Here is an 18,363-nt window from a genome sequence, read left to right on the forward strand (position 1 = left end):
CATGAACGCCTCCACGCGCGCCGCGCTGGCCGCCGGTGCCGTGGCGCTCGCCGCGGCGGCCTGCGCCCCCGGATCCTCGGCGCCGCCGGCGGCATCGTCGCCGGCCCCGTCGAGCCCGGCCGCGGTCCGCACCGACGCCGCCGCGCTCGGCAAGGTGACGCTGACCGTCTGGGACCAGGAGGTACGCGGCGCGCAGAACGCCCAGATGTCCGCGCTCAACACCGCGTTCCAGGCCAAGTACCCCAACATCACGATCAAGCGGGTCTCGCGCTCCTTCGACGACCTCAACACCACGTTGCGCCTGGCCCTGAGCGGCAACGAGCCGCCGGACGTGGTCCAGGCCAACAACGGCCGCCCGCAGATGGGCGCCTTCGTCAAGGCCGGCCAGCTCCGCCCGCTCGACGCCTACGCCGACGCGTACGGCTGGAAGAAGCGCTACCCCCAGTCCGTCCTGCAGTACGTCAGCTACACCCCCGACGGCAAGGACTTCGGACAGGGCAGCGTGTACGGCATGCCCCAGGCCGGCGAGGTCGTCGGCCTCCTCTACAACCGCACCAAGCTGACCAAGCTCGGCCTCCAGCCGCCCACGACCTGGGCGGACTTCCAGGCCGCGCTGGAGAAGGCCAAGCAGGCCGGCGAGCAGCCGCTGATGCTCGGCAACCTCGACAAGTGGCCGGCCGTGCACGTCTTCGGCACCGTCCAGGGCCAGTTCGTGCCCAAGGAGCAGATCGCCACGCTCGGCTTCGGCCGCAAGGGCGCCACCTGGTCCACGCCGGAGAACACCAAGGCCGCCCAGCAGCTCGTCGACTGGATGGACAAGGGCTACCTCAACAAGGACGTCAACGGCCTCGGCTACGACGCCTCCTGGCAGGCGTTCGGCAAGGGCAAGGGCGTCTTCTACATCGGCGGCAGCTGGCTGATCGGCGAGCTCGGCAAGAGCATGGGCAAGGACCTGGGCTTCTCCCTGCCGCCAGGCACGCCCGCCGCCACCGGCGGCACCGGCCTGCCGTTCGCCGTCACCGCCAAGAGCCCCAACCCCGACGCCGCGGCGGCCTACCTCGACTTCATCACCAACGCCGACGCGATGAAGGTGCTCACGCGGAACGGCCTGCTCCCGGTCGCCGACACCGACCAGCAGACGGTGGAGGAGGGCCCGACCAAGGACATGTTCACCGCCTTCGCCGCCATCACCAAGCAGGACGGGCTGCTGCCGTACCTCGACTACGCCACCCCGACCTTCGCCGACACGCTCGGCGCGGCGCTGCAGGACCTGATGGCCAAGAAGGCGACGCCGGAGGAGTTCCTGGCCACGCTGGAGAAGGACTACAAGAAGTTCGTGGACAGCAACGGATGACCCGCCCGCCAGGCGAGCCCCGGCGCGTCGCCTACCTGTTCCTGCTGCCGGCCTTCGCCGTCTATGCGGCCTTCCTGCTCTACCCGATCGGCCGGGCGGTGCAGCTGTCGCTCTACGACTGGGACGGGCTGACGCTCGGCACGTGGGCGGGGCTGGACAACTACGCGGCGATCATCGCCGACGGGGAACTGCGCGACGCCTTCGGGCACGCCCTGGTGCTCATGTTCTTCTACGCCGTGCTGCCGCTGGCGATCGGGCTGATGCTGGCGGCGATACTCAACCACGCCAAGGTGCGCGGGCTGGGGTTCTTCCGGACGGTGGTGTTCCTGCCCCAGGTCGTGGCCATGGTCGTGGTGGCCGTCGCCTGGCGGCAGGTCTACTCCTCCGACGGCTCGCTCAACGCCCTGCTCGAAGCGGTCGGCCTCGGCGGCCTGGCGCGCGGCTGGCTGGGCGACTACGCCTTCGCGCTGCCGGCCGTCGGCGTGGTCGGCACCTGGTTCGAGACCGGGCTGGTGACGGTGCTGATGCTGGCCGGGATGAGCAAGATCCCGCTGGAGCTGTACGAGGCCGCGCGGCTGGACGGCGCCGGCGCGGTGCGCGAGTTCTTCGCGGTCACGCTGCCGTCGGTGCGCGGCGAGATCGCGGTCGCGCTCACGCTGACCGTGATCGCCGCGCTGCGCACGTTCGACCTGGTCTACATCACCACCGGGGGCGGGCCGGGCAACTCCACCTCGGTGCCGTCCTACGAGGTCTACCACCGCGCCTTCGAGCTCGGCCAGGTGGGCTCGGCGGCGGCGATCGGGGTCACGCTGACCCTCTTCATCTTCGCGGTCTCCTTCGTGATCAACCGCTTCGCCGACAGGAGCGTCTCGTGATCTCCCGCGCCGAGCGACTGGGCAACTACGCGATCCTGTCGATCTTCGCGGTGTTCGCGCTCTTCCCCATCCTCACCATCCTGCAGGCGGCGGCCGGCGGCGGCGTCGAGGGGTTCGCGCAGGCCTGGGAGACCGGGCACTTCCACACCTACCTGCGTACCAGCCTCGGGGTGTCGGCGTTCGTCGTGGTCGTCAGCGTCACCCTGTCGATCATGAGCGGGTACGCCTTCGGCACCATGCGCTTCCGCGGGCAGAACGTCCTGTTCTACCTGTTCCTGCTCGGGATCATGATGCCGAGCGAGGCCATCGCCGTACCCCTCTACTTCGACCTGCGCACGCTCGGGCTGACCGACACGTTCTGGTCGGTGGCGCTGCCGCAGGTGGCGCTGTCGGTGGCGTTCGGCACGTTCTGGATGCGGGCCTACTTCCGCTCCTCCAGCCGTGCCATCGTCGAGGCCGCCCGCATCGACGGGGCCTCGGTCTGGCGGACGCTCTGGCAGGTGCTCGTGCCCCCGGCCAGGCCCGCGATCGTCACCCTGATCCTGCTGGTCTTCATGTGGACGTGGAACGAGTTCCTCATCCCGCTGATCATGGTGACCAGCGAGGGGCTGCGCACCGCCCCGCTCGGGCTGGCCTTCTTCCAGGGCCAGTACACCTCCGACTTCGCCCTGCTCGCCGCCGGGTCCGTGATCGTCGCGACACCGGTCGTGATCTTCTACCTGTTCCTCCAGCGCCACTTCATCCGCGGGCTGCTCCAGGGGGCGGTCCGCGAATAGCCCCTCCGGAGGTTCCATGCTGACACCCTTAATCGCCTCGCTGCTCCTCCTGACACCCGCCGTACCCGCTCAGGCCGAGCCGAAGAACAACGACCTGGGCGTGCTCTTCGTCGGCGCGCACCCCGACGACGAGGCCTTCAGCCTGTCCACGCTCGGCCAGTGGAAGGAAGACCACGGCGTGCGCACCGGCGTCGTGACCGTCACCCGCGGCGAGGGCGGCGGCAACGCCGTCGGTCCCGAGGAAGGGCCCGCGCTCGGCCTGCTGCGCGAGGGGGAGGAGCGCCGGGCGGTCGCCAAGGCGGGCGTCACCGACGTGTTCAACCTCGACGACGTCGACTTCTACTACACCGTCAGCGCCCCGCTCACCGACCGGATCTGGGGCGGCGACACGCTGGCCAAGGTCGTGCGGATCGTCCGGCAGACCCGGCCGGAGGTGCTGCTCACCATGGACCCCGCCCCGTCGCCCGGCAACCACGGCAACCACCAGCAGGCCGCCAGGCTGGCCGTCGAGGCGTTCTACGCCGCCGCCGACCCCAAGGCCTTCCCCGAGCAACTGCGCGAGGAGGGCCTGCGGCCGTTCGCGCCCGCCCGCCTGCTGCTCGGCGGCGCGCGCGGCATCACCGCGCCGGCCGGCCCCGGCTGCTCGGCCGTCACCGACCCGGTGCGCAATGTCTACGGCGTGTGGAGCGGGCGCGCCTCGTCCGCCCAGGGACGCACGTGGGCGGCGATCGAGCGCGACGCCCAGCGCGTCTACGCCTCGCAGGGCTGGGCCGGGTTCCCCGACGTGCCCACGGATCCGGCCAAGCTCGGCTGCGACCTGTTCACGCAGGTCGACGCGCGGGTGCCGTTCCCGGCTCCGGGTGGCCAGGCCGCCGCGGCGCCGACGGCGATCCTCGACGGCGCGCTGGTCAGGGCGCCGGGGACGGTGCCGCTCGGCACCGAGTTCACGCTCACCCCGAGCGCCTTCGACGCGCGGCCGGGCAAGGCGTTCACCGTGCGCGCCGCCGTACGGGGCCGTGCGGCGCTCGGCCGCTCGTCGGTGACGCTGCGCGTGCCCGCCGGGTGGCAGGTCAGCGGCTCGGGTGAGCTCGGCAGGCTCGCCGCCGGGCGCGGGGGCGCCGCCGTCTTCACGGTGACGCCGCCGAAGGGGGCCGCCACCGGCCAGCGAGTACGGCTGGCCGCCACCCTGGCCACCGAGCGGGGGAGCGGGTACACCGACCGGCAGGTCGAGGTCGGCGCGGCCGTACGCGTGACGCAGCAGTTGCTCCCCCAGGTCGGCCAGTACGAGACGTGGGCAGGCGGGCTCGCCCCGCAGCTGCGCGGCCTGGTCACCCCGGTGCTCACGCTGGGCTCCGGCGGCTCGCGGCAGATCGGCGTCGTCGTCACGAACGTCTCGGGCACCGCCCAGTCGGGCAGCGTGAAGGTGGAACCGCCGAATGGGTTCACCGCCGACCGCGTGGAGGCCCCCTACAGCGGGCTGGCGCCCGGCGCCTCGGTCACCGTGCCGTTCACCGTCACCAACTCCGACCCCTCGCTGAAGACCTCCAACGAGGGCGGCGACTACGCCTACACGATCACCGCCACCAGCGGGGAAGGCTCCAGCGTGAGCAAGCCCGCGCTGGAGCTCGTCCCGGCGACCGTGATCCCGGCCGCCGCGCCCACCGTGGACGGGGCCGAGGCGGACGGCGAGTACCCCGGGCCCGCGCTCGACATCTCCCGGCTCTGGGAGGGCAGCGCCTGCGCCTCCCCGGCCGACTGCTCGGGCACGGCCAAGCTCGCCTGGCGCGAGGACACCCTCTACGTGCTGGCCCGGATCAAGGACGACGTGGCAGGCACCAAGCTGCCGGCCGCCGACTGCAAGCGGCACTGGCGTACCGACGCGCTGGAGGTGACGCTCGACCCGCGCGGCGTCTCGGAGAACACCTCCACGACGTTCAAGGCGGCGGTGCTGCCGGTGACCGCCGAAGGACCGCCGTGCGTGCTGCGCGACGCCGACAACCGCCAAGGGCCGGTGAACCTGCCTGTGGCCGCCAAGGCCGGGGACGGCGGCTACACGGTGGAACTGGCCATTCCGCTGGAGCAGGTGCCCGGCGCCGTCGACCCCGGCCGGCTCGGGGTGAACATCCTCTTCTACGACTCCGACACCCAGGACAAGACCGGTCAGACCCGGATCGGCTGGTCCACGTGGGGTGGCGTACAGGGAGACCCGTACCGGTGGGGCCTGGCCACCATGCCCGGCTACCAGCCGCCGGCCGGCCGTCCCACCACGCCGCCCGACCCGGTGATCCCGGCCACCGGTCTGTCCAGCCTGGACTCGCCGGAGTCGCTGGAGCAGGCCGTACGGCTGGGCCTGCCGCTCGCGGGCGGCCCGCCCGTCGCGCGCGCGGCCTTCGGGCGGGTCGTCTCGGCCGTGGTCCGCGGGGACTCGGTCAAGGTCACGCTGGTCACGGGCGCGGCGGGCAAGGCGCACCTGTTCGTGCGCGACGCCAAGGGCACGGCGGGCGGCCACGTGGTCACCGTGCCCGGGAAGGGGAGCACGACGGTCAGCGTGCCACTCGACCGGGCGTTGTCCGGCAGGGCGGCGGTGGTCGCGGGGTGGCGGGCCGGACCCGGGACGCAGGCCTCCCTGGCCCGCCTCACGGGCGGCAGCTGAAGTCCTTCCCGGGGAGCTCGCCACCCCCGAGGTAGGCGTTGACGGCGCGGTCCGCGCAGGGCAGCGGACTGCCGCCGTCGGCGCCGCGCCCGTACACGCCGTGCGCGCGGATCTCCGCCGTCAGCAGCCGCGACCCGCGCAGCCGCCGGTGCAGGACGCGCGCGCCGTCGAGATTGTCCGACCTGGCCTGCAGCATGAGCACGGGTACGGCGTTGCCGATCGCGGTGACCGGTTCGCGCGAACCCACCTCCCAGTACGCGCAAGGCGCCATCATCCCGTTGACCAGCGGCCCGAACACCGGCTGCGCGGCCCGGCTGACCCGCATGTTCCGCCAGTAGGTCTCCGGATCGTCCGGCCACCCGCCCGCGGGCCAACCGGCGTCGCCGCACATGAAGAACGTGGCGCCCAGCATGCTGTCGGCCAGTTCGGGCGAGCGGAGCAGGTCCAGCATCGCCCGCAGGTGGGGTCCCGGCCTGACCGGCCTGTTCACCAGGTCGCGCACCACCCCGGCCAGCGCCTCGTCCTGCTCCCGATGCTGGACGAGCTGCCTCAGCAGCAGGCGCAGGACGGCCGGGTCCAGCCGCACGCCGTCCACCACAGGCGGCCTGCGCTCGGCGCCCTCGACCAGCCGCCGCACCGCCGCCCGCACCTCCGCTCCGGTACGGCCCAGCCGGTAACGGTCGTGCCGGGCGGCGGCCCAGCGGGCCCACTGGTCCAGGGCCCGCTCAAGCGGCCGGCCCGACTGCCGGAACAGCTCGTACTGCGTGGCCCTCGGGTCGCTGGAGGAGTCGATGACCATGCGGTCCACCCGGTCAGGGAACAGCTGAGTGAAGACCGCGCCCAGGTCGGCGCCGTAGGAGACGCCGAAGTAGGACAGCTTCCGCTCGCCGAGGGCGGCGCGGATGGCGTCCATGTCCCTGGCGACGTTGTTCGTGGTGGCGTGGGGCAGCAGTTCCCTGTTGCCGCCCTTGTCCAGGCAGCGGCGCGCGGTGTCGCGGGCCGCGCGCAGCGACTCCTCGAACTCTCTCCGGGGAGAGGTGGCGCGGGGCGGCTCGGGCTTGGGGCCCGGCTTGCCGCAGGTGATCGGGGTGCTCTCGCCGAGGAATCGCGGGTCGAACCCGATCAGGTCGTACCGGCCGGCGACGCCCTTCAACGTGGCCCGCAGATGCGCCGCGAACCCCAGCCCCACGCCGCCGGGCCCGCCCGGGTTGGCCAGCAGGATGCCGCGCCTCTCGCCCTGGGCCTTGACCCGCGAGACCGCGATCTCGATGGTACGGCCCGCCGGATCGCCGTAGTCCAGCGGCACGCGCACCTTGGCGCATTGGGCGCCCGCCCGCTTGAGCCGCCCGTCCTTGCAGGCGCCCCAGGCGACAGCCGGGTCGGGGGTGGTCGTGACGGCGGCGGGTTGGTCGGGGGTGGTCGTGACGGCGGCGGGTTGGTCAGCGGTGGTCGTGACGGCGGCGGCCGGCAGGGCGAGCGCGGGCAGCAGGGCCGCCCCGAGCCCGGCCGCCACCAAGCGGCCCGCCCATCGCCGCCCGGCCCGCGGGCCCGGGGACGTGCGGAAGGAGGTGTGGATCATCGGCATGTCCAGGGACGCTAACGGCCGCCGATTTCCCGGCGTATCGGCCGGACGACGGAGATCACCTGGCCGTTCGGCCGACCCGGGGAGCCATGTCGGGATCGGGTGGTGCGGCATGGCGTTGTGTGTGGAGTGGCAGTGAGGTGGGAATCTTGGGCGGTGGAAGGTGGTGTGGTCGGGTCTGGTGGGGCGGTGGCTAACGCTGAAACCCTGAAAAACCGGAATGACCAGAAATACTGCCTGATGGTCGGATATGTGGCGGATATACGGTTGGTTGTTCGGCTGGCAGCCGGAGGTTTCGGGCCTTGACAGCGTTTATTGGCTTTTGTCATGTCGGCGTTATGGTGCTTATTCGCACGCTGATCGCGACCACCCTCATCGCGACGGCTTTCCACGCCCCGGCCCACGCACAGCCGGCCGACATCGACTTCACCCGTCCGGAAGTAGTGGCGAGCAACCTGCAGATTCCCTGGGGCCTCGCCTTCCTGCCCGACGGGAGCGCGCTGGTCTCAGAACGCAACAGCGCCAGAATCGTCCAGGTACGCCCCGGCGCCGCCCCCGTCGAGGTGGCCCGCGTCCCCGGCGTCTCGGCCTCCGGCGAAGGCGGGCTGCTCGGCATCGCCGTATCCCCGACCTACGCCCAGGACCGCTACGTCTACGCCTACCACACCGCCGCCTCCGACAACCGGATCGTCCGCTTCACCCTGTCCGCCCCCGGTACGCCCACCCTGATCCGCGGCGGCATCCCCAAGTCCGGCATCCACAACGGCGGCCGCATCCACTTCGGCCCCGACGGCATGCTCTACGCCAGCACCGGCGACGCCAACCAGACCGGCAACAGCCAGAACCTCCAGAGCCTCGGCGGCAAGATCCTGCGCATGCGCCCCGACGGCACCGTTCCCCCGGACAACCCGTACGCCGGCTCCCTCGTCTACACCCTCGGCCACCGCAACGTGCAGGGCTTCGCCTGGACCGCGGCCGGCCAGATGTACGCCACCGAGTTCGGCCAGAACACCTGGGACGAGGTCAACCAGATCGTCGCCGGCGGCAACTACGGCTGGCCCGTCGTCGAGGGCAACGGCGGCGCGCCCCGCTACCGCGACCCCCTCGTCACCTGGACCACGGCGGAGGCCTCGCCGAGCGGCGCCGCCGTCATCGGCGACACCCTGTTCGCCGCCGCGCTGCGCGGCACCCGCCTCTGGCGCGTCCCTCTTCCGGGCGGCACACCCGACAACGTGCTGCGGGGCACGTACGGCAGGCTTCGCCACGCCGCGGTGGCACCCGACGGCCACCTCTGGATCCTGACCGGCAACCGCGACGGCCGCGGCACCCCCGCACCCCAGGACGACCGCGTCGTCCGCTTCCCGCCCGGAGACGATGGCGGCGGCGAGACGGTCTACGAGGACGACTTCGAGACGGACAAGGGCTGGACCACCCCGGGCCCGTCCGACACGGCGACGTCAGGACGGTGGGAGCGCGGCGACCCCGAGCCCACCACGTACTCCGGCGCCACCATCCAGCCCGGCAACGCCGCCGGAGGCGCCAACGCCCTGGTCACCGGCCGCACCGCCGGTAGCCAGGCGGGCGCCAACGACGTCGACGGCGGCCTGACCACCATCCGCTCGCCGCAGATCACCCTGCCCGCCGCCACCCGGCTGACCCTCACCTTCTCCGCCTACCTGTCCCACCTCAACAACTCCTCCTCGGCCGACTACCTGCGCGTACGCGTGGGCGGCACCACCGTCTACGAGCGCCTGGGCGCGGCATCCCAGGTGGCGGGCGCGTGGCAGCAGGCCAGTGCCGACCTGACCGCCTTCGCCGGCCAGACCGTCCAGCTGGAGGTCCAGGCCAACGACGCCGCCACCGCCAGCCTCCTGGAGGCCGGCCTGGACAGCGTCCGCATCACCAGGTCCTGACCCCGGGGGTGCCGCGCCCACCCCACACGGCACCCCACCCCGGTGATTCAGCGGGCCGGATGTATCACCCGGCCCTCAGCGCCCTCCGTACAGGTGGCACGTCACTCGCACCCCGGAGGGTCACATGAGCGGCCGGATCACCGACACCGGCGTGGAGCAGTACTACGAGGACGAGCTCGTCGTCGACCTGGTGCACCTCAAAGCGGTCACGCGCCTGATCGACGCGTGGGCGGGCGGCGACGGCCCCGCGTGGGTGCGGCGGGACGACGAGGCGGGCAGCGCCCTGCTCGGACTGGCGTGGATCGAGGTCGTCGGACTGCCGGCGGTGGCACGGACGTTACGCGAACGGCGGGACCTGGTGGCGCGGGGCGCGAGGACGCCGGTGGAGGATCTGGACCTGCTGCTGCGCGCGCTGCGGGAGGAACGCCCGGAGTTCCTGGTCGGCAAGCACCGGCTGGTGGAGAACGTCGAAGGACTCGCCTCCACGGGCGCCCCGCGCGACGTCGCGGCCGGGGTACGGCTGGCGCCCAGAACCCTGACCGGCCACCCGAGGCTCCGCGTCGGCATCCTGGACACCCCGATCTGGCCGCACGACCAGCTCGCGGGCCGGTTCATGGCGGACTCGGCGGCCCTGCTGCCACGGGTGCGCGAGGCGCCCACACCGATGCTGGCGGGACACGCCACGTTCGTCGCCGGGATCATCGCCGCCCACGCCCCCGACGCGGAGCTGGTCGTGCGGGCCGGACTGGACGAGGACGCCGTCTGCGCCGACTCCTGGGACGTCGCCACCCGCATGGTGAGCTTCGTCGCCGAGGAGGTGGACCTTCTGCAGCTGTCCTTCGTCTGCTTCACCGCCGACGACGAGCCGCCGCTGGTCATCGAGCGCGCGGTGGCGCGCCTCAGGGAGCAGGCCGTGCTGGTCGCCGCGGCGGGCAACCACGGGGCCGAGCCGGGCGGGCGGCGGCACGCGAAGGCGTTCCCCGCCGCCTGCGGGGGTGTGGTGGCGGTGGGGGCCGAGGCGGAGTTCAGCCCGAAGGCGTCGTGGGTGGCCCTGCACGCCCCGGGGGCCGGGGTCACCTCGACCTACCTGGAGGGCAAGGTGAGCCTGCCCAAGGGCGAGGAGGCCTTCTACTCCGGAGCCGCCACCTGGAGCGGGACCTCGTTCGCCGCGGCGGCGGTGAGCGGCGCCATCGCGGGCCTGGCCCACCGGCGCGGATCCAGCGTCAGGGAGGCCAAGGAGTACCTGCTTCACCGCCCGGCGGCACCCGACATCCATCCCCCCGGCCAGACCTGAGCCGATGAGGGACGACCCGGAGGTCGTGGCCCTGGTCACGCGGGCGAGAAAGGGCGACCAGGCGGCCTGGGACGAGATCGTCGAGCGCTACTCCCCGCTGGTGTGGTCGATGTGCCGCCGCTTCCGCCTGGTGCGGCCCGACTCCGACGACGCGGCGCAGACGGTGTGGCTGCGCCTGGTCGAGAACCTGGACACCCTGCGCGAACCGGCCGCCCTTCCCGGCTGGCTGGCCAGGACCGCCCACCGGGAGTGCCTGCGCCGCGCGCGGGAGGTCCAGCGGCGCGGCGGCGTGGAACGGCCGCTGGACTTCGAGCCGGAGACCGGGGCGGACCTGATCGGCGAGGAACTGGAGAAGGCCGAGCGCGACCTGCTCCTGCGCCGCGCGTTCGCCCAGCTCCAGCCGCGCTGCCGCGACCTGCTGGCGTTGTGCCTCGGCCCGGAGCCGCTGCCGTACGCGCTGATCGGCGAGCGGCTCGGCATGCCGGTCGGCGGGATCGGCCCGAGCCGCGGCCGGTGCCTGGCCAGGCTCCGCCGCATCCTGGAGGGGAGCGGGCATGCCGCGGGGCTATGACCGCTGGAGCGACGAGCGGCTGCTGGAGGCGCTGGCGAGGGCGCTGCGCGCGGGGGAGCGGGTGCCGCCCGAGGCGGTGGCGGCGGGCAAGGCGGTCTTCTCCTGGCGTGTGGCCGACGCCGAGCTCGCCGGAGGCGACCTGGACAGGAGGATCTACCACGCCGCCGGGCTGACGATCGAGGTGGAGATCGCGGCCGACACGCTCGTCGTCCGCCTCACGCCCGCCCAGCCCGCCGAAGTGGAGGCGCGCGGCCCGTGCCCGCCGTCCCACCCGGCCACGCCGGGCGAGCCGGGCCGCTTCACGATCCGGCCGCTGCCGGGCTTCCCGTTCTATCTGCTCTGCCGTACGGCCGGCGGCAGGAAGATCGTCACCGGCTGGATTCTCGGCTGACCGGATGTATCACGGGGGGTTCGCCCGCCTCCGTAGGGGTGAACGGAACGTTCCCACGCAGAAAGGCGATCTTCATGATCCCTCTCAAGCACGGCGACTCCGGTCCCGACGTGCGGCAGCTCTACCTGTTCCTCAAGCGCTTCGGCTACTTCCCCAACCCGGGCCTGCGCACCGGCAACGCCTTGTTCCGTCCGGCGGTCGTCTTCGCCCCGGAGGACCTGACGCTGTTCGACGACCGGATGGAACTGGCGCTCTCGGAGTACCAGCGCCAGCACGGCATCGAGCCGACCGGCGCGCTGAACGAGGAAACGCTGACGATGATGCGCACCCCGCGCTGCGGCTTCCCCGACCAGCCGTCGGCGGGCCAGTTCGTCGCCCAGGGCAACCGGTGGCCGGCTAACGAGGTCACCTACAGCTTCACCCCGCCCTTCAGCCCGGACGTGTCGGAGGCCGACCAGCGCGCGGCGCTGCGGGCGGCCTTCGACCGGTGGGCGGCGGTCACGAACCTCACCTTCACCGAGGTCGGGAACAACGGCCAGATCCGGATCGCCTGGGCGGCCCGCGACCACGGTGACGGCTTCCCCTTCGACGGCCAGGGCAGCGTGCTCGCGCACTGCTTCTACCCGCCGCCCAACGGCGGCGACATCGCCGGGGACTGCCACTTCGACGAGGACGAGACCTGGTCGGTCAACGTACCGCCGAGCGGGTTCGACCTCTACACGGTGGCGCTGCACGAGATCGGCCACGGGCTGGGCCTGGCCCACTCGGCCGACAACAACGCGGTCATGTTCCCGTCCTACCAGGGCGTACGCCGCGAGCTCAGCGACGACGACATCCAGGGCATCCGTTCCATCTACGGCGCGCGGGCGCAGTGGTCGTCGCTGCAGGGCATCGTCTTCGCCACGGCCGCGGGCACGAACGCCGACGGCCGCCTGGAGGTCTTCGTCCGCGGCACCGACAACGCCGTGCACCACAACTGGCAGACGAGTCCCGGCGGCGGCTGGAGCGGCTGGTCGAGCCTGGGCGGGGTCCTGCAGGGGCGGATCGCGGTCGGGCGCAACCACGACGGGCGGCTGGAGATCTTCGGCCGGGGCACCGACGGCGGGCTTTACCACAACTGGCAGACGGCTCCGAACAGCGGCTGGTCCGGCTGGCACGGGCTCGGCGGCTGGATCGAGGACCCGGCCGTGGGCAGCAACGCCGACGGCAGGCTGGAGGTCTTCGTCCGCGGGACCGACGGCGCCGTCTACCACAACTGGCAGGTCACCCCCGGTGGCGGCTGGTCCGGCTGGTCCGGGCTCGGCGGCGTCATCCAGGGGCGCATCGCGGTCGGGCGCAACCACGACGGGCGGCTGGAGATCTTCGGCCGGGGCACCGACGGCGGGCTTTACCACAACTGGCAGACGGCTCCGAACAGCGGCTGGTCCGGCTGGCACGGGCTCGGCGGCTGGATCGAGGACCCCGTGGTCGGCGTCAACCCCGACGGCCGGCTGGAGGTGTTCGTCCGGGGCTCCGACTCGGCCCTGCACCACATCTGGCAGGTCACCCCCGGCGGCGGCTGGTCCGGCTGGGCCTCGCTCGGCGGCTGGATCGACGAGCCCTCCGTGGCCCGCAACGGCGACGGCAGGCTGGAGGTGTTCGTCCGCGGCCTGGACAACACCGTCTACCACATCTGGCAGGTCAGCCCCGGCGGCGGCTGGTCCGGCTGGTCCGGGCTCGGCGGCGAGATGCTCGAAGGCCCGATCGCCACCACCAACCACGACGGGCGCCTGGAGGTCTTCATCAAGGGCACCGACTCCGCGCTCTGGCACCGCTGGCAGACCGCGCCCAGCAACGGCTGGTCGTGACCTCAGCGTGGCGCGCCGGTCACCCAAGGGGTCCGCACGACGCCCTCCTGCGAGCGGCAGCGGATCCGGAAGGTTCCGGACGCCGCTGAGGGGAAGACGAAGCAGCCGGCCTCGTCGATCGGGGTGGTCTCGGTCTCCCCGGTCGCGAGCTGGCGCTCGGCCGTACCGGGCCGGGGCGGGAGCAACTGCCCGAGGAGCGTCTCGGGTCCCACCTCGGCCTCGATCGTGTCCTTGCCGGTGCGGAAGATCAGCACCCGCTGCCCGCCCCTGGTGACCGCCGCGAGCTCCCGGTCCAGCGCCGAGTCGTAGACCAGCCCGGCCAGCTCGGCCTCGACGTCACGCCACAGGAACGCGACCTTGGCCGCGCTCACGAACTCCGGCGGCACCTCCTCGGCCGCCCGCGTGGCCTCCCCGAGCGCGGCCAGCAGGGCCTCGTCGTCCGTCCACCACGGTGTCTCCATCGCGTCAGCCCCCCTCCGAGCGGATCAGCGCCGCGACCTCCGGGCGCCGCCGCAGCTCCGCCAGGCAGCGTCCGCGCGTGGGGCCGATCGAGCCCACGGGGATGCCGAGCGTCGTGCTGATCTCCTCGTACGGCGCCGGCGGCAGCCGTACCAGCAAGGACAGCAGAGTTCTGCACCGCTCGCCCAGCTGGCGGAAGCCCGCGTAGAGGGCGGTGTTGCGCTCGGCCTCCAGCAGTTCGCGGTCGACCGGCCCGTCGTCGGCGGGCGCGTCGTGGTCGGCCCACGGCCTCAGGTGCGTGCGCTGCCAGGCCGCGGAGGCGCTGCGCCGGCCGCACTCGCGCCGCGTCACCGTGGCCAGCCAGCCCGGCAGCGCCGCCGGCTCGCGCAGCCGGTGGTCCAGCAGCGCCAGCCACACGGTCTGGGCCACGTCGTCGGCCTCGTCCCGGCTGAGGCGGAAGGCCCGGCAGGTCGCCCACACCAGCGGAGCGTAGCGCTCCACGATCTCGTCCCACGCGTCCTTGTCGCCGGCGTGTGCGCGCCGGACAAGGGACACAACCGCTGGATCATCGCGCATCACGCCATTTTCATACGGCGGGCGCCGCCAGGAAAGCGCATCATGTCGGCCTCCGTCACAGTCGTTCTCACTCCTTACAGAGGCGGACGGCGGCGCCCTGATACGTCAGAGCCGCAGAACGGCCCCGAGACCCTGCTGATGCCGGCTCGCGTCCAGCACCGCCCGCCTGGCCTCCTCGGGACCGCCGCCGTGCGTGGCCAGGTGGGCGGCGGCGATCCCGGCCACCAGCGGCGCGGCGAAGGAGGTGCCGTCCCAGCGGGCCATGCCGGTGAAGTCCTGCCTGGCGGGACGCCTGGGCGGCTCGCGGTAGGTGTAGGTGCCGGTGGCGTAGGCGTTGACCAGGCCTTCGCCGAGCGTGTACACGTCCACCCACGGGCCGTGGTTGCTGAACCAGGCACGGTGGTTCTGGTCGGGGCCGAGCGCGCCGACGGCCAGCGCCCACGGGAAGGCGGCGGGGTAGAAGGGGCGGCTGGTGCCGTCGTTGCCGGCCGCGCACACGAGCAGCACGCCGGGGAAGAGATCGGGGAACAGGGAGAAGCCCAGCGAGTTCCAGCGGTTGCGGGTGTAGGTGCCCGCGGACAGGTTGACGACCTGCGGGCGCAGGTCCCTGATCAGCCGGATGATCTTGTTGATGATCACGTTCTCCCGCTCCGCCCCCGACTCGGCGAAGTGGTCGGCGACGTACACCTCCGCGTCCGGCGCCGTGCAGCGCGCGACCCCGGCGGCGAAGGTCCCGTGGCCCTGGAACTGCTCGATGTGCGCCAGCCCCGAGGGCAGGATCGGCCCGATCCGCTCGACGTCGCCGCGCACCCCCGCCAGCCAGGGGTGCGGGAGGTCCTCGAGGATGCCGGTGTCCACGATCCCGATCAGGATCCGCTGCGCCTTCCCGGCAGGGTCCCGCTGCGGCGGCCACGGCCGCGCGGGCATCCCGGCCGGCACCTCGGGCTCGACCGCCGGGCACAGCCGGGTGATGTGCAGCACGTGGTTGGGCGAGGCCAGCGGCGGCCCGTCCGCGGCACGGGCCGAGCCGTCCCGCTCCTCCAGCAGGTCGAGCGCCTCCGGCACGGTACGCCGGCCGTCCTCCAGGTTCTCGATCGACACCAGCATCGTGGTGTTGCCCGGCTGGCGATCCTCTCCTTCCGGCCGCTGCCGCTCCTCGGGAACGACCTCGGCGCCGGGCAGCAGTTCCCTGACCCGGCCCACGTTCCGGCCCTCGTCGATCACCAGGAGGCGATCGGCCTCGTACACGTAGTCGACCTGCCCGTCGGGAGTCCACGCCACCTCGGCGGATACCCCCCTTGCCGCCATCCTGCGCTGGATGGCTCGGAACTGCGCCTCGAAGACCGCATCCATAGCCAGTACATCGCCGCAGGGCTTGCGAGCGCTACGGCCGGCGCGCATTGTCGGAATCATGGCGGCCGACCTGCTCCCCCTCGCCCTGTCGCGCCCCAACGAGGCGCTGGAACGTGCCCGCCGGCTGCTGGCCGACGATCCGGGCCCGTACGCCGCCTCCCTCGCCCGGCAGGCCATCGGCATCGTGCTGCGCGAGTTCGGCGACATCGAGCAGGCGGTCCGGGAACTGCGCGCGGCCCGGCGGCTGGCCAGGAAGTGCCGCTCGGCCGAGCGGGAGGCCGACGTGCTGGCCACGCTCGGCGTCGCGCTCGTCTTCGCCGGGCGCACCGCCTCCGGCCGCACCGCGCTCAACACCGCCGTCGGGCTGTCCACCGGCCTGACCCACGGCCGCATCCTGCTCAGGCGCGGCGGCGTGCTGCTCGTGCTGGGCCGCCACCGGGCCGCGCTGGCCGACCTGAACGCCGCCATCTCCGTCCTGCGTGTGGCCGGTGACCTGCTGTGGGAGGCTCGTGCCCGCACCGAGCGGGCCTTCTGTCACCTCGCGCTGGGCGCGCCGGCCCGCGCCGCGGCCGATCTCGGCCGGGCCGGGGAGCTGTTCGCCCAGACGGGGCAGGAGCTGGAGTCCGCCGACGCCACCGCCAACCACGGCGTGCTGGCGCTGCGCGTCGGCGACCTGCCCGCCGCGCTCGGCCACTTCGACGCCGCCGCCCGCCACTACGACCGGCTCGGCACGGCCGACGCCACCCTGAGCCTGCACCGCTGCGCCGCCCTGCTGACCGCCGGGCTGCCCGAGGAGGCGCTGGCCGAGGCGGACGAGGCCATCGAGCGGCTGCTCGGTACGCGCGGGCAGCGCTCCAAACAGGCAGAGCTCATGCTGACCGCTGCCGAGTGCGCCCTCGCGGCGGGCCGCCCCGCCGCCGCGCTGGAACGTGCCGGAGGCGCCGCCCGCCTGTTCGACCGGCAGCGGCGCCGGTGGTGGCGGGCGCACGCGCGGCTGGTGATGGTGCGGGCCGAGTTCGCCGCGGGGTCGCCGACCGGCACGCTGCTGCGGGCGGCCGGGGCGTGCGTGCGCGACCTGGCCGCGCTCTCCTCGCCGCACCTGCCGCTCGGACACCTGCTGACCGGCCGGATCGCGCTCGCGCTCGGCCGTACCCGCGTGGCGCGCGAGCACCTCACGGCGGCGGCGCGGGCGCGGCGGGGCGGGCCCGCGCAGGCGCGGACCACGGGCTGGCTCGCCCACGCGCTGCTCGCGCAGCTCGAAGGCGACGCGCGGGCGCTCCTGCACGCCTGTGGCCGCGGCCTCGCCGTCATCGACGAGCATCGCGGCACTCTCGGCTCCTCGGAACTGCGCGCCCAGGCCACCGCCCAGGGCGCGGAACTGGCCGCGCTCGGCCAGCGCCACGCCCTGCGCGCGGGCCGGCCGAGGATGTTGCTGACGTGGAGCGAGCGGTGGCGGGCCGGCGCGCTGGCCGTCCCGCCGGCCCGCCCGCCCGACGACCCCGACCTGCAGTCCGACCTCGCCGCGATCCGCGCGGTCGCCGGCCGGCTGGCCGACGCGCACGCCCGCGGCCTGCCGACCGCGCTCCTCCAGGCCGAGCAGGTACGGCTGGAGCGCGCGGCACGGGCCAGAGCGCTGCGCGCCCGCGGCGACCGGATCGCCTGCCCGCCCTTCGACCCCGCCAGGCTGCTGGCGGCGCTGGGCGGGGACCTGCTGCTCGAACTCGTCGAGGTCGACGGCCGCCTGCACGTCCTGCTGTGCGGCGACGGCCGGGTCAGGCGGCTGCCCGCGGGGCCGCTGGAGCAGGCGGCGCGGCAACTGCACCTGGCCAGGTTCGCGCTGTCACGCCTGGCCCACGGCCGCTCCACGCTCGCCCCCGTGACGCTGCTCAACCAGCTGGAGAGCGCGGGAGCCGAGCTGGAACGGCTGCTGCTCGGCGCGTCCGGCCGGGCGCTCGGCGGCCGTGACGTGGTGATCGTGCCGCCCGGCCGCCTGCACGGGGTGCCGTGGAGCATGCTGCCGTCGCTGCGCGAGCGCGTGGTGAGCGTGGCGCCGTCGGCCGCCTCCTGGCTGCGCGCCCGCGAGCCGGGCGCGGACGGCGAGGGCGTGGTGCTGGTACGCGGGCCCGGCCTGGCCTCGAAGGGCGCCGAGGTGCCGAAGATCGCCGCCGGGCACGCCGGCCCGGTCGTGCTGGGGGACGGGACGGCGACCGTACCGAGGATCCTGGCGGCGATGGAGGGGCGGCGGCTCGCGCACATCGCCGCGCACGGGACCTTCCGCGCCGACAGCCCGCTGTTCTCGGCGCTGCGCGTGGACGACGGGCCGCTGACGGTCTACGACCTGGAGCGCCTGCGCCGTCCGCCGCGGCAGGTCGTGCTGTCGAGCTGCGAGTCGGGGCGCGGCGCCGCGGCGGGCGCCGACGAGCTGCTCGGTCTGGTGGCCTGCCTGGTGAAGCTGGGCACGGCCGGGGTGGTGGCCAGCGTCGTCCCGGTCAACGACGCGGCCGCCGTGCCGCTGATGGTGAGCCTGCACCGGGAACTGCGCGCCGGCGCGGCGCTGCCCGCCGCGCTGACGGCCGCTCGCCGCGAGTGCGCCGGCGACCCGGTGGCGGTGGCGACGGGGTGGTCGTTCCAGTCGTTCGGAGCGGGATGACGTAACTCCTTACGGCCTAAGGTATTGTGGTCGGAGACAATCGCTTATGCCGTAAAGAGATAAGGGGCA

The 18,363-nt window shown here is 73.5% G+C and carries 14 protein-coding genes and 1 pseudogene; 11 read left to right on the plus strand and 4 right to left on the minus strand.

All coding sequences use genetic code 11. The features are described from left to right. The first annotated feature begins 1 nt into the window (after position 1). The 4 genes from ACIBI5_RS14075 to ACIBI5_RS14090 are packed head-to-tail and all read left to right on the plus strand — an operon-like array spanning position 2 to position 5,658. The gene (locus ACIBI5_RS14075) at positions 2-1,354 is read left to right on the plus strand and encodes an ABC transporter substrate-binding protein (protein WP_397246639.1); all 1,353 of its coding nucleotides are present in this window, start codon (positions 2-4) and stop codon (positions 1,352-1,354) included. Further along, entirely contained in the window at positions 1,351-2,229 is an 879-nt protein-coding gene (locus ACIBI5_RS14080; RefSeq protein WP_397246641.1) for a carbohydrate ABC transporter permease, read from the plus strand. Before ACIBI5_RS14075 ends, ACIBI5_RS14080 begins: the two co-directional genes overlap by 4 nt. After that, positions 2,226-3,005: a carbohydrate ABC transporter permease gene (locus ACIBI5_RS14085; protein WP_397246643.1), complete on the plus strand. Its 780-nt coding sequence runs from the start codon at positions 2,226-2,228 to the stop codon at positions 3,003-3,005. The genes ACIBI5_RS14080 and ACIBI5_RS14085 overlap by 4 nt, the downstream gene beginning before the upstream one ends. 16 nt (positions 3,006-3,021) lie before the next feature. Beyond that, a complete protein-coding gene (locus ACIBI5_RS14090; protein WP_397246645.1) occupies positions 3,022-5,658 on the plus strand; it encodes a sugar-binding protein in 2,637 nt (878 codons plus the stop codon). Here ACIBI5_RS14090 and ACIBI5_RS14095 read toward each other — a convergent pair. Continuing rightward, positions 5,642-7,243, minus strand: a complete 1,602-nt coding sequence (locus ACIBI5_RS14095) for an alpha/beta hydrolase (RefSeq protein ID WP_397246647.1) — start codon at positions 7,241-7,243, stop codon at positions 5,642-5,644. The two genes, ACIBI5_RS14090 and ACIBI5_RS14095, sit on opposite strands and share 17 nt — an antisense overlap. Before the next feature lie 335 nt (positions 7,244-7,578). Here ACIBI5_RS14095 and ACIBI5_RS14100 point away from each other — a divergent pair, with 335 nt between their 5' ends. The 6 genes and pseudogenes from ACIBI5_RS14100 (at position 7,579) to ACIBI5_RS14125 (ending at position 13,256) form a co-directional block, all read left to right on the plus strand. Further along, a complete protein-coding gene (locus ACIBI5_RS14100; protein ID WP_397246649.1) occupies positions 7,579-9,153 on the plus strand; it encodes a PQQ-dependent sugar dehydrogenase in 1,575 nt (524 codons plus the stop codon). Positions 9,154-9,277: 124 nt separating this feature from the next. Then, on the plus strand, positions 9,278-10,447 hold the full coding sequence (locus ACIBI5_RS14105; RefSeq protein ID WP_397246651.1) for a S8 family serine peptidase: 1,170 nt from the start codon (positions 9,278-9,280) through the stop codon (positions 10,445-10,447). 4 nt (positions 10,448-10,451) lie between these two features. Continuing rightward, positions 10,452-11,018, plus strand: coding sequence for an RNA polymerase sigma factor (locus ACIBI5_RS14110; protein WP_397246653.1), 567 nt, complete (start codon positions 10,452-10,454; stop codon positions 11,016-11,018). After that, the gene (locus ACIBI5_RS14115) at positions 11,002-11,409 is read left to right on the plus strand and encodes a hypothetical protein (RefSeq protein ID WP_397246655.1); all 408 of its coding nucleotides are present in this window, start codon (positions 11,002-11,004) and stop codon (positions 11,407-11,409) included. The genes ACIBI5_RS14110 and ACIBI5_RS14115 overlap by 17 nt, the downstream gene beginning before the upstream one ends. A gap of 74 nt (positions 11,410-11,483) precedes the next feature. Further along, positions 11,484-11,720: pseudogene (locus tag ACIBI5_RS14120) on the plus strand (peptidoglycan-binding domain-containing protein); the annotation flags it as partial. A 9-nt stretch (positions 11,721-11,729) separates the two neighbouring features. Continuing rightward, complete coding sequence (locus ACIBI5_RS14125) at positions 11,730-13,256, plus strand: matrixin family metalloprotease (protein ID WP_397246805.1); 1,527 nt, start codon at positions 11,730-11,732, stop codon at positions 13,254-13,256. A gap of 2 nt (positions 13,257-13,258) precedes the next feature. Here ACIBI5_RS14125 and ACIBI5_RS14130 read toward each other — a convergent pair whose 3' ends face one another. The 3 genes from ACIBI5_RS14130 to ACIBI5_RS14140 form a co-directional block, all read right to left on the minus strand. After that, positions 13,259-13,717: a hypothetical protein gene (locus ACIBI5_RS14130; protein ID WP_397246657.1), complete on the minus strand. Its 459-nt coding sequence runs from the start codon at positions 13,715-13,717 to the stop codon at positions 13,259-13,261. Positions 13,718-13,721: 4 nt separating this feature from the next. Then, a complete protein-coding gene (locus ACIBI5_RS14135; RefSeq protein ID WP_397246659.1) occupies positions 13,722-14,270 on the minus strand; it encodes an RNA polymerase sigma factor in 549 nt (182 codons plus the stop codon). Positions 14,271-14,396: 126 nt separating this feature from the next. Further along, positions 14,397-15,644: a S8/S53 family peptidase gene (locus ACIBI5_RS14140; RefSeq protein WP_397246661.1), complete on the minus strand. Its 1,248-nt coding sequence runs from the start codon at positions 15,642-15,644 to the stop codon at positions 14,397-14,399. Between the two features lie 58 nt (positions 15,645-15,702). On the opposite strand from ACIBI5_RS14140, the gene ACIBI5_RS14145 reads away from it, so the two are divergent. Continuing rightward, the gene (locus ACIBI5_RS14145) at positions 15,703-18,294 is read left to right on the plus strand and encodes a CHAT domain-containing protein (RefSeq protein WP_397246663.1); all 2,592 of its coding nucleotides are present in this window, start codon (positions 15,703-15,705) and stop codon (positions 18,292-18,294) included. Positions 18,295-18,363: the final 69 nt, after the last annotated feature.

The sequence above is a fragment of the Nonomuraea sp. NPDC050540 genome (assembly GCF_044457485.1).
Classification (GTDB): Bacteria; Actinomycetota; Actinomycetes; order Streptosporangiales; family Streptosporangiaceae; genus Nonomuraea.